Origin of the sequence: Streptomyces sp. CCM_MD2014, assembly GCF_000772045.1 — a bacterium.
Taxonomy (GTDB): domain Bacteria; phylum Actinomycetota; class Actinomycetes; order Streptomycetales; family Streptomycetaceae; genus Streptomyces; species Streptomyces salinarius.
In genome coordinates this window covers 1,108,757-1,120,221 of the sequence record NZ_CP009754.1, presented here as the reverse complement: position 1 = coordinate 1,120,221, position 11,465 = coordinate 1,108,757, and the positions used below count along the sequence as shown (strand labels likewise).

Genomic DNA, 11,465 nt, shown 5'->3' with positions numbered 1-11,465 from the left:
CGGATCAGCGTCCTTCTTCGATCCAGGTGGCGTTCGGGCCGTCGAGCACGATGTCCCAGTGGTAGCCGAGCGAGAACTCCGGCACCGACAGGCTGTGGTCGTACGTCGCGATCAGCCGCTGGCGCGCCGCGTCGTCCGTCACCGACTGCAGGATCGGGTCGTACGGGAACAGCGGGTCGTTCGGGAAGTACATCTGCGTGACCAGGCGCTGCGTGAACGCCGAGCCGAACACGGAGAAGTGGATGTGCGCCGGCCGCCAGGCGTTGACGTGGTTGCGCCACGGGTAGGGGCCGGGCTGCACGGTGGTGAAGCGGTAGAAGCCGTCGTCGTCGGACAGGGTGCGGCCGACGCCCGTGAAGTTCGGGTCCAGCGGCGCGTCGTGCTGCTCGCGCTGGTGGGCGTAGCGCCCGGCCGAGTTGGCCTGCCATATCTCCACGAGCTGACCGCGCACCGGCCTGCCGTGCCGGTCGAGGAGGCGGCCGGAGACGGTGATGCGCTCGCCGACCGGCTCCCCGGTGTGCTGCCGGGTCAGGTCGTTGTCGGTCTCGGTGATGTCCCGTTCGCCGAAGGCGGGGGAGGACAGCTCCACCAGCTCCGGGTCCTTGGTGACGTCGATGGCGATCGGCGGCTGCTTCGGGTGGCGCAGCACCGAGGAGCGGTACGGGGCGTAGTCGCGGCGCGGGTGGTGTTCGACGGGCGCGCCGTCGGCGACCCGCTTCTCGTAGGCCGCGTGCTCGGCCGCGATCTCCGCGTCGATGTCGTGCTGGGTGAGAGTCATGGGGGATCCCGTGGGTGACTAGCGGTCGAGGACCAGGGCGAGGCCCTGGCCGACGCCGATGCAGAGGGTGGCGATGCCGGTGCCGCTCCCCTTGCGGGCGAGCTGGTGGGCGACGGTGCCGGCGAGGCGGGCGCCCGAGGCGCCGAGCGGGTGGCCGAGGGCGATGGCGCCGCCCTGCGGGTTGAGGATCGCGGGGTCGAACTCGGGCCACTGGGCGACACAGCCGAGCACCTGGGCGGCGAAGGCCTCGTTGAGTTCGAGCACGTCCAGGTCGGCGAAGCTCCGGCCGGCCCTGGCCAGCGCGCGGTTCACGGCCTCGACGGGGGCGAGTCCGAAGTACTGCGGGTCGGTCGCCGAGACGCCGGTCGCCGAGACCCGGGCCAGCGGCTCTCGCCCGGTGGCCCGCAGGCCCTCCTCGTCGGCCAGGAGCAGCGCCGCGGCACCGTCGTTGAGCGGCGAGGCGTTCCCGGCGGTCACCGTGCCGTCGGTCTTCCGGAAGGACGGCCCGAGCTTGGCCATCGCCTCCGGGGAGGCGTCCGGGCGTACGCACTCGTCGGCGGCGAAGCCGACCGGGTCGCCCTTGCGGCGCGGCACCGGGACGGGCGCCAGCTCGGCGTCCAAGAGGCCGTCGGCCTGGGCGCGGGCGGCCTTGCGGTGGGAGGCGAGGGCGTACTCGTCCTGCCGCTCGCGGGTGATCCCGTGCTTGTCGGCGATCAGCTCCGCCGACTCGCCGAGCGGGATCGTCCACTGCGGGTCCATCGCCGGGTTGACCATGCGCCAGCCCAGGGTGGTGGAGTACATCTCGGTGTGCCCGGCGGGGAAGGGACGGTCCGGCTTGGGCAGTACGTACGGCGCCCGGGTCATCGACTCGACGCCGCCCGCGAGCGCTACCGACGCGTCGCCGACCGCGATGGCACGGGCCGCCTGGACCACCGCTTCGAGGCCGGACGCGCACAGCCGGTTCACGGTGACGCCGGGGACGGTGGTGGGCAGGCCGGCCAGGAGCGCGGCCATGCGGGCGACGTTGCGGTTCTCCTCGCCGGCGCCGTTGGCGTTTCCGAAGTACACGTCGTCGATCCGGGACGGGTCCAGGCCGGGGGTGCGGCCGAGGAGTTCACGGATCGCGTGCGCGGCCAGGTCGTCCGGGCGTACGCCCGCCAGGCCTCCGTTGTACTTGCCGAACGGGGTGCGCACCGCGTCGACGATGTAGACGTCCTTCACTTCAGTCCCTCCGCTACGACGAGATCGGCGTCCGTCTTGGCGACGACCTCGTCGACGTCCACGCCCGGCGCGGTCTCCGCCAGGAGCAGGCCGTCGGCGGTGACGTCGAGGACGCCGAGGTCGGTGATGACGCGGTTGACGCACGCCTTGCCGGTGAGCGGCAGGGCGCACTCCCCGAGGATCTTGGGGGAGCCGTCCTTGGCGGTGTGCGTCATGACCACGATGACCGTGCGGGCGCCGTGGACGAGGTCCATCGCGCCGCCGATCCCGGTGATCATCTTCCCGGGAATGGCCCAGTTCGCGAGGTCGCCGGCAGCCGAGACCTGCATCGCGCCGAGCACCGCCACGTCGATGTGCCCGCCCCGGATCATGCCGAACGAGAGGGCCGAGTCGAAGAAGGCGGCGCCCGGGCGGACCGTGACCGTCTCCTTGCCCGCGTTGATCAGGTCGGGGTCCACCTCGGCCTCGGTCGGGTACCTGCCGGTGCCCAGGATGCCGTTCTCCGACTCCAGGGTGACCTCGACGCCCTCGGGGAGGTAGTTCGGGATCAGGGTGGGCAGGCCTATGCCGAGGTTGACGTACTGGCCGTCCTTCAGCTCCAGCGCGGCCCGCGCGGCCATCTGTTCACGCGTCCAGGGCATCAGGAACTCACCGTCCCTCGTGCCGGAGGCGCGGAAATCGTCTGCCGCTCGATCTTCTTGTCGCCGGCCTGCTCCGGGGTGAGCGCCACCACCCGCTGGACGAAGATCCCCGGCAGGTGCACCGCGTCCGGGTCGATCTCGCCGGGCTCGACCAGTTCCTCCACCTCGGCGATCGTCACCCGTCCGGCCATCGCGGCCAGCGGGTTGAAGTTCCGGGACGACTTCGCGAAGACCAGGTTGCCGTGCCGGTCGCCCTTCGCCGCGCGGACCAGTGCGAAGTCGGTGCGGATGCCGCGCTCCAGGACGTACTCCGTCCCGTCGAACTCGCGGACCTCCTTCGGCGGCGAGGCCAGCGCCACGCCGCCGGAACCGTCGTACCGCCACGGCAGCCCGCCGTCGGCGACCTGGGTGCCGACCCCGGCGGGGGTGTAGAAGGCGGGGATGCCTGCGCCGCCGGCCCGCAGCCGCTCGGCCAGGGTGCCCTGCGGGATCATCTCGACCTCCAGTTCCCCGCCCAGGTACTGGCGTGCGAACTCCTTGTTCGCGCCGATGTATGACCCGGTCACGCGGGCGATGCGTCCGGCGGCCAGCAGGACGGCCAGCCCGGAGTCCATCGCCCCGCAGTTGTTGGAGACCACCGACAGCCCGCCGGTCCCGCGCTCGTACAGCGCCTGGATCAGCACGTTCGGCACGCCGCTCAGCCCGAAACCGCCCACCGCGAGCGACGCGCCGTCGGGCACGTCGGCCACCGCCTCACCGGCCGTGGCCACCACCTTGTCCATCCGAGAAGCCCCATCTCTGCCACGCGCCCCGGGATCAGATAGTCAGGGCACTGAGTATTTCAGCGAGGTTTTCCACACGCTGCCATCGGACGGGCGGGGCGTCAAGACCCGGAAAACGCGAGGTAGATCGTATGAGGTCGCTCCGGGCGGTCGGTGTTCGTTCCGTGTATCGTCAGTGCACCGACGAACATGACCACGGGAGTGCGCGCATGGCAGCGGTCGATCTGACCACCCACCCCGGCCACCTGGCCAGGCGGCTGCAGCAGGCGCACTACCTGCTGTGGAACACGATGGTCTCCGAGGAGACCACCTCGCCGCAGTACGCCGTCCTCAACGCACTGGTCGCCGAGCCGGGCCTGGATCAGCGCACCGTGGGGGAGCGGGTGGGGCTGGACCGCTCCACCATCGCGGAGGTGGTCAGCCGCCTCGGCCGCCGCGGGCTGCTCGACAAGGTCCGTGACCCGCAGGACGGCCGCCGGTCCCTGCTCCGGCTCACCGGCGAGGGCCTGCGCGTCCACCGGAGGCTGGGCGTGCGCATCGCGCGCATGAACCAGGTCTTCCTCGCCCCGCTCGCCCCCGACGAGCAGGCGGTCTTCATCGACCTCGTGCGCCGGGTCGCGGACGCCGCGGAAGGGCTCCGCAACCCGGCCGAGCCGACGACGGCGCCTGGCTGACCGGGGACTCGCGGATCAGTGCGTACGCGGCTCAGGACCGGCCCGCGAAGACCACCCAGACCTGCCCCTCGGCGAAGTTCAGCGGCTTGCCGTCCTCGGTCGTGAAGGTCGTGCCGTCCTCGGCCGCCCCGCGCTTCCAGGTCGCGTCGTAGGCGCGCCCGTCGCGCAGCACCTCCGCGTGCCCCGAGCCCACCGACTCGACGTAGGGCGAGTTGCTGCCGCGGAAGTCGCGGAAGTCCGACTCGCGCACCGTCACGTGCTGCACGACGACCGTGGCCGGGGCCAGCCGGCCGCCGTCGGTCGTGCGGGCGGGGCTGCCGTCCATGGCGACCAGCCACCGGTCCCGGCTGTCGGACCAGGTGAAGGTGAAGCTCGCCGAGGGGTAGCGCACCGTGTGCGAGGACTCGGCACGCCCGCCCGCGGGCGCCTTGCCGTAGGTGAACCCGGTCGTGAGGGCCGCGGCCCCCGACGGCTTCGGGAGCAGTTCGTCCGGTCGCAGGTAGAGGTTGTGCGGAGCCTGCCGGTTCCGGTCGCGCACGTAGGCCGCGGAGTCCTCGTCCGCGGGCTCGGCGCGCAGCGGCGCCTTGTCGATGAGCGGCAGCAGCTTGCTCTGCGCACCGGAGAACGCCAGCACCGGCCGGTCGAACTGGCCGAGCAGTTCCAGGTCGGACTCGCGGGCGCTGCGCACCGGCCCCACCGACTCGGGCAGCTCGGTGGCGTACATCGCCATGAGGCGGCTCAGCCCGGCCTCCACCGGCTCGGCGTAGACGACGTCCGCGTCCTCCAGTCCCGTCTGGGGACGGGCCGCGCGTACGTTGTCGACCTTCACGGCGAGCACCGGTCCGGACGCGGGGGCCGCGCTGTGCGACCGCTCCGGTTCCGTCGCCCGCCCGTCGTCCTTCGTGCCGGGGCCCGCCGTGCAGCCCGCCGCGGCCAGCGAGACCGCCACCGCCGCCGTCAGCAGTGCGGCGCAGCGCCCCCTGCGCGTCCCTCTTCGCAATCCGGCCATCCGTCCACCATCCCGTGTCATTGATTGTGCGCTTCTTGAAGCATTTAGTGCCATACCTGAATGAATCCGATATGGCACACGGAACGAGGCAGATAATCCGCTGTTCGGCCGAAACGACCGCCGGGTTCGGCGACGGGAGCCCCGGGGTACCCGGCCGTCACGCAGAACGACGCGCACGGCGACGGAGGGAGCGCGGGCGATGAAGGCAGTGACGTGGCAGGGCAAGCGGGACGTGCGGGTCGAGGAGGTGCCCGATCCGAGGATTCAGGAGCCGACGGATGCCGTCATCCGCGTCACCTCGTCCGGACTGTGCGGCTCCGACCTGCACCTTTACGAGGTGCTCACGCCGTTCATGACGCCGGGCGACATCCTCGGCCACGAGCCGATGGGCATCGTCGAGGAGGTCGGTCCGGAAGTCACCGGTCTGAAACCCGGCGACCGGGTCGTGGTGCCGTTCCAGATCGCGTGCGGACACTGCTACATGTGCGACACCGGGCTGCCGACCCAGTGCGAGACCACCCAGGTCACCGGTGAGGGCATGGGCGCCCCTCTGTTCGGTTACACCCGCCTGTACGGCGCGATCCCCGGCGGCCAGGCGGAATACCTGCGCGTGCCGCAGGCCCAGTACGGCCCCATCAAGGTGCCCGAGGGTCCGGCCGACGACCGTTTCGTCTACCTCTCCGACGTCCTGCCCACCGCCTGGCAGGCGGTCGAGTACGCCGCCGTACCGCAGGGCGGCAGCCTCGCCGTGCTGGGCCTCGGCCCGATCGGCGACATGGCGTGCCGGATCGCCCGGCTCAAGGGGGTCGACAAGGTGTTCGGCGTCGACCTCGTTCCGGAGCGGCTCGAGCGGGCCCGCGCACGGGGCGTGGAGACGTTCGACCTGCGGTCCTTCGACAACGAGAAGGAACTCGTCGCCGCGATCCAGGACCGCACGGGCGGCCGCGGCCCCGACGCCGTGGTCGACGCGGTCGGCACCGAGGCGCACGGCGGTGCCGTGGCCAAGCTGGTGCAGCAGGCCGCCGCGGTGATGCCCAGGGCCATCGGCAGCCCCCTGGCGGAGCGGTTCAGCATCGACCGGCTCGCCGCCCTCTACACGGCGATCGACCTGGTCCGCCGCGGCGGCACCATCTCGCTGTCCGGCGTGTACGGCGGCATGGCCGACCCGATGCCGATGCTCACCATGTTCGACAAGCAGATCCAGCTGCGCATGGGCCAGGCCAACGTACGCCGCTGGAGCGACGAGATCGTCCCGTACCTGACCGACGAGGACCCCCTCGGCGTCGACGGCTTCGCCACCCACCACGTGCCGCTGTCGCAGGCGCCGCAGGCGTACGAGATGTTCCAGAAGAAGCGGGACGGCGCGGTCAAGGTCCTGATGAAGCCGTAGCGACCGGGGCTCGGCCCCCGACGCTCAGGCTCCGCCCAGGATCTCCGCCAGGTCGTAGCGGACCGGCTCCTCCAACTGCGCGTAGGTGCAGCTCTCGGGGGTCCGGTCCGGGCGCCAGCGGCGGAAACGGGCCGTGTGCCGGAAGCGCGCCCCGTTCTCCATGTGGTCGTACGCCACTTCGACGACCCGCTCGGGACGCAGGGGAACCCAGGACAGGTCCTTCTTGCCCGACCAGCGGCTCGGCGCGCCCGGCAGCCTCGCCGACGCGTGCGCGGCCTCCTCGGCCCACTTCGCCCACGGATGGCCGCCCGCATCGTCCATGCGCAGCGGCTCCAGCTCCTCCACCAGCTCGGCCCGGCGCTTCATGGTGAAGGCCGCGCACACCCCCACGTGCTGGAGGGTGCCCCGGTCGTCGTACAGGCCGAGCAGCAGCGAGCCGACCACGGGCCCGCTCTTGTGGAAGCGATACCCGGCGACCACGACGTCCGCCGTGCGCTCGTGCTTGATCTTGAACATGGCCCGCTCGTCCTGCCGGTACCGCAGGTCGAGCGGCTTGGCGACGACCCCGTCGAGCCCCGCGCCCTCGTACTGCTCGAACCACTGCCGGGCCACCTCGATGTCGTCCGTCGCCGGTGCCACGTGCACCGGCGGCGTCACCCCGCCCAGCGCCCGCACCAGCAACGCCCGCCGGTCGGCCAGCCCCACGTCGAGCAGGGACTCGTCGTCCAGCGCCAGCAGATCGAAGGCGACCAGCGAGGCCGGCGTGCGTTCCGCCAGGGTCCGCACCCGGGAGTCCGCCGGATGGATCCGCTCGGTCAGCGCGTCGAAGTCGAGATGCCCGTCCCGCGCGATCACGATCTCCCCGTCCACCACGCACCGCTCGGGCAGCCGCTCCCGCACCGCAGCCACCAGCTCCGGGAAATACCTGGTCAACGGCTTCCCGGTCCGACTCCCCAGCTCCACCTCGTCCCCGTCGCGGAACACGATCGCCCGAAACCCGTCCCACTTCGCCTCGTAGTGCATCCCCGGCGGGATCTTCGCCACGGACTTGGCGAGCATCGGCTTCACGGGCGGCATGACGGGGAGGTCCATGGGTCCGATTCTGTACGCCGCTGGTGGCACTCCGCCTGTCGAACCGACGCCTGGACGTCGGCATCAGGGGATCGATCGCGTCTCGTGCCGCTTGATCGGAGCCACTTTCCCACCCAATCACTCGAACGGGTCCATCCTGTCGAATCGACGGACAGTACGACACCTTGGCCTCACACTTCCTACACGTTGTCGACACAGAGGAAGAACCCGTGGCCAGTCCCTACATCAACGCCCCGCTCACGCCCGCCCGCCCGCGCATGTACGCATCGATCCCGGCCAAGGTGGTCTGGACGCTCGTCCCGATCGTCACCCTGGGACTCGCCGCCGCCGTTCCGTTCGTCGTGGCGGCTGTCAAGGGTGTAGTGAAGCCCTGGCTGGCGGGGGTGTACATCGTCGGGGAAATCGCCGTCTTCTCCGTCGCCATGGCGATCAGCCCCGGCGCCGACGACACCAACCCCGTCCCGGGATTCCTCATGGTCCTGTTGATCATCACTGCTGCCACGCACACCGCGCTCCTCGACAGCGAGAGGATCAGCATCGGCAAGTAGGTACCTGCCGGTCGCGCCGGCCGTGGTCTGCGTGCCCCCTTCCTGACGTCCGATATGCGGAGCAAAGACGCTGCGCCTACCGTGGCTCGCATGGCGGAAGCGGTGGAACTGGAGGCGGGCGGCCGGACCGTGCGGCTGTCCAGCCCGGGGAAGGTGTTCTTCCCGGAGCACGGGTACACCAAGCTCGACGTGGCCCGGTACTACCAGGCCGTCGCACCCGGCATCCTGCGCGCCCTGAGGGACCGGCCCACCACCCTGCAGCGCTACCCGGACGGCATCACCGGCGAGTGGTTCTACCAGAAGCGCGCTCCCAAGGGCATGCCCGACTGGATCCCGACCGCGCACATCACTTTCCCCAGCGGGCGCAGCGCCGACGAGATGTGTCCCACCGAGGAGGCGGCCGTGCTGTGGGCCGCCCAGTACGGCACCCTCACCTTCCACCCCTGGCCGGTGCGCCGCGACGACGTCGACCATCCCGACGAGCTGCGCATCGACCTCGACCCGCAGCCCGGCACCGACTACGACGACGCCGCCCGCGCCGCCCACGAACTGCGCGCCGTGCTGGAGGAGTTCGGCGGGCTGCGCGGCTGGCCCAAGACCTCCGGCGGGCGCGGCATCCACGTCTTCGTGCCGATCGAGCCGCGCTGGACCTTCACCCAGGTGCGGCGTGCCGCGATCGCCGTCGGCCGCGAGATGGAACGGCGGATGCCCGACCGGGTCACCATCAAGTGGTGGAAGGAGGAGCGCGGCGAGCGCATCTTCATCGACTACAACCAGACCGCCCGCGACCGCACCATCGCCTCCGCCTACTCCGTGCGGCCCCGCCCGGGCGCGCCGGTCTCCGCGCCGCTGACCTGGGACGAGGTGGGCGTCGCGCACCCGCGGGACTTCGACATCACGACGATGCCCGCGCGCTTCGCCGAACTCGGCGACGTGCACGCGGGCATGGACGACACGAGACACTCCCTCGACGCGCTGCTGGAGCTGGCGACGAAGGACGAACACGACCACGGGCTCGGCGATCTGCCCTACCCGCCCGAGTATCCGAAGATGCCGGGCGAGCCGAGCCGGGTCCAGCCCAGCCGGGCCAGGAAGAAGGCTCCCGGCCCGGACTGAGCCACGACTACCGGATGGCTACAGCTCCTTGATCCGGACGTCCCGGTACGAGACCACGTCCGACGTGCTGTGCACCTGGAGCCCGATGTAGCCGGCCGCGAACCGCCGCCCGTCCGTGCCCGGGTCGTCCGAGCGCTCGGGGTAGAAGGTCTGGCCGCCGAAGTTGTCGAACTCGTTGATCAGCACGCCGTTGCGGTAGACCGAGAAGTGCTGGTCCACCACACGGATCTCGTAGTCGTTCCAGGTCCCCTTCTCCGTCACACCCGCGCCGGCCAGGCCGACCCGGTCGAAGCCGTAGACGGAGCCCGTCTTGTACATGTCGCCGGTCGGGCTGTCGAACACCTGGATCTCGTGCCCGTACTTGATGGCGACCCACTCCGGCCGCGACTCCTCCGGGTGGTCGTGCACCTGCGGGAAGCGCACGAAGACGCCGCCGTTGGTGTTCGCCGTACCCGCCGCGTCGTCACGCCACTGGAGCTTCAGCGAGAAGTCCCCGTACTTGCGCTCGGGGAACCACAGCATGCCCATGCCGGGCGTGCTGGTGCTGGAGGTGATCGACCCGTCCTCGTTCAGCGCGAACGAACCGCCGCCCACCTGTTCCCACTTGGCGAAGGAATCCTGACTGCCGTCGAGGATCGTGCGGTAGCCCTCGGTCTGTCCGGGCCTGCCGATCTTGGACTGGCGGGCGGCCTTGTTGATCGCGCGGTACTCGCGCTTGTCTATGACGCCCTCGTCCAGGAGGCCGTCCAGCACCTCACGGACGTGCTTGAGGAAGAGCGCCTGGGACGTCCACTCCTTCTCGTCCTCGATCATCTCGCCGATCCGGCACCGGTTGTCGGTGACCCGGTTCGGCACCCCCGAGTCGACCGTGCCGACGATCACCGTCTGGCGCTCGTCGTACTCCGGGCAGGGCGGCGGCGGCACCTGTCCCGCCACCACCGTGAAGCTCACGGTCAGCGGCTCGGAGGTGTTGCCCGCCTTGTCGCTGGCCCGGTACGCCACGGTGTGCCGGCCCACGCGGTCCACGACCACCGGGTCGGTGTACGCCAGGTAGGGCCCGGCGTCCAGCGAGTACTCCACACCGGCGACGCCGGAACCGCCCTCGTCCGCGGCGTTCACGGTCACCGTCGCACTGCCGACGTAGGCGCCGTCGGAGTTCCTGGTGCCGTCCACGGTCGCGCCGGTCACCGGCGGGGTGGTGTCCTGCGGGGGAGCGGCGGCCACGGTGAAGGCGACGCTCTTCTCCGCCGCGACGTTGCCCGCCTTGTCGGTGGCCCGGTAGCGCACGGTGTGCTCGCCGACCTCGTGCACCATGACCGGCGCCGTGTACGCCGTCCAGGCGCCGTCGCCGACCGCGTACTCGATGGTGTTGACGCCGGAACCGGTGTCGGAGGCGGTGACGGTCACCGTCGCCATGTCGATGTAGGCGCCGTCGGCGTTCTTCTCGCCGCTGACCGTCGCCGAGGTCTCCGGCGCGGTCGTGTCGTCGGTGTCCGGCGCGGCCACCGCGAACGTGACGCTCTTCTCCTCGGCGGCGTTGCCCGCCTTGTCGAACGCCCGGTAGCGCACCGTGTGCTCGCCGACCTGGTCGACGACGACCGGCGTGGTGTACGGCTGCCAGGCGCCGTCGGCACCGATCGCGTACTCGATCCGCTCGACCCCGGAGCCGCCCTCGTCGGACGCGGCGAGCGTCACCGTCGCGGAACCGACGTACGCGCCGTCGGCGTTCTGCGTGCCGCCCACCTCGGCCGAGGTCTCCGGCGCCGTGGTGTCCTCGCCGCCGCCGCCCTCGGTGACCACGAGCACGCCCGTCATCTGGCCGTGGCCCGGGATCGTGCAGTGGTACATGTACTTGCCCGGGGTGAGGGTGACTTCGGCGGTGTGCTTGCCGCCCTGGTCGTCGAACGGGTTGGCCAGGATGTTCAGCTGGACGTCGCTGTTGTACTCGGGATCGCCGGTCACGAACGTCAGCGTGTGCGGCATGCCGGTGGTGTTGCCGGTGGCCTCACTGTTCTCGAAGACGATCGTGGCGGGACCGGCCACCGCCGTCTCGGGCGCCGACGTGTACTTGGTGATGTCGTCGCCCGCGGTCCAGGTCAGCACCTGGTCGGCGGCGGCCGCGGCGGGCGCCGCCGCGGGCTGTCCGGAGGCGGACGTCGCCTGCAGACCGAGCACCATCAGCAGGCCGGCCAACAGCGCGGCCCACATTCTTCG

General features: G+C 71.2%; 11 protein-coding genes. 4 read left to right on the top strand and 7 right to left on the bottom strand.

The window, feature by feature from the left end:
* Window positions 1–4: 4 nt before the first annotated feature.
* Genes pcaH through NI25_RS04925 form a run of 4 tightly spaced genes read right to left on the bottom strand, consistent with a single transcriptional unit; the run spans window position 5 to window position 3,422 of the window.
* A complete protein-coding gene (pcaH, locus tag NI25_RS04940; protein ID WP_061441270.1) occupies window positions 5–778 on the bottom strand; it encodes a protocatechuate 3,4-dioxygenase subunit beta in 774 nt (257 codons plus the stop codon).
* An 18-nt stretch (window positions 779–796) separates the two neighbouring features.
* Window positions 797–1,999, bottom strand: coding sequence for a thiolase family protein (locus tag NI25_RS04935; RefSeq protein ID WP_061441269.1), 1,203 nt, complete (start codon window positions 1,997–1,999; stop codon window positions 797–799).
* Window positions 1,996–2,640 carry a CoA transferase subunit B gene (locus tag NI25_RS04930; RefSeq protein ID WP_061441268.1) on the bottom strand — a complete coding sequence of 215 codons (645 nt, stop codon included), beginning with the start codon at window positions 2,638–2,640 and terminating at the stop codon, window positions 1,996–1,998. Before NI25_RS04930 ends, NI25_RS04935 begins: the two co-directional genes overlap by 4 nt.
* Entirely contained in the window at window positions 2,640–3,422 is a 783-nt protein-coding gene (locus tag NI25_RS04925) for a CoA transferase subunit A (RefSeq protein WP_061441267.1), read from the bottom strand. Before NI25_RS04925 ends, NI25_RS04930 begins: the two co-directional genes overlap by 1 nt.
* Window positions 3,423–3,631: 209 nt before the next feature.
* Here NI25_RS04925 and NI25_RS04920 point away from each other — a divergent pair, with 209 nt between their 5' ends.
* Window positions 3,632–4,096: a MarR family winged helix-turn-helix transcriptional regulator gene (locus NI25_RS04920; RefSeq protein WP_061441266.1), complete on the top strand. Its 465-nt coding sequence runs from the start codon at window positions 3,632–3,634 to the stop codon at window positions 4,094–4,096.
* A gap of 31 nt (window positions 4,097–4,127) precedes the next feature.
* Here NI25_RS04920 and NI25_RS04915 read toward each other — a convergent pair whose 3' ends face one another.
* Window positions 4,128–5,105, bottom strand: a complete 978-nt coding sequence (locus NI25_RS04915) for a DUF3048 domain-containing protein (RefSeq protein WP_383515337.1) — start codon at window positions 5,103–5,105, stop codon at window positions 4,128–4,130.
* Between the two features lie 199 nt (window positions 5,106–5,304).
* On the opposite strand from NI25_RS04915, the gene NI25_RS04910 reads away from it, so the two are divergent.
* Complete coding sequence (locus NI25_RS04910; protein WP_061441265.1) at window positions 5,305–6,495, top strand: zinc-dependent alcohol dehydrogenase; 1,191 nt, start codon at window positions 5,305–5,307, stop codon at window positions 6,493–6,495.
* Window positions 6,496–6,519: 24 nt separating this feature from the next.
* Here the strand turns inward: NI25_RS04910 and NI25_RS04905 are convergent, their stop codons facing one another.
* Window positions 6,520–7,587 (bottom strand): ATP-dependent DNA ligase, encoded by a 1,068-nt coding sequence (locus NI25_RS04905; RefSeq protein ID WP_061441264.1) that lies wholly within the window; start codon window positions 7,585–7,587, stop codon window positions 6,520–6,522.
* Window positions 7,588–7,796: 209 nt separating this feature from the next.
* Here NI25_RS04905 and NI25_RS04900 point away from each other — a divergent pair, with 209 nt between their 5' ends.
* Complete coding sequence (locus NI25_RS04900) at window positions 7,797–8,135, top strand: hypothetical protein (RefSeq protein WP_061441263.1); 339 nt, start codon at window positions 7,797–7,799, stop codon at window positions 8,133–8,135.
* 90 nt (window positions 8,136–8,225) lie between these two features.
* Window positions 8,226–9,251, top strand: coding sequence for a non-homologous end-joining DNA ligase (ligD, locus tag NI25_RS04895; RefSeq protein ID WP_061441262.1), 1,026 nt, complete (start codon window positions 8,226–8,228; stop codon window positions 9,249–9,251).
* 18 nt (window positions 9,252–9,269) lie between these two features.
* On the opposite strand, the gene NI25_RS04890 is transcribed toward ligD, so the two are convergent.
* Window positions 9,270–11,459, bottom strand: coding sequence for an OmpL47-type beta-barrel domain-containing protein (locus NI25_RS04890; RefSeq protein WP_061441261.1), 2,190 nt, complete (start codon window positions 11,457–11,459; stop codon window positions 9,270–9,272).
* Window positions 11,460–11,465: the final 6 nt, after the last annotated feature.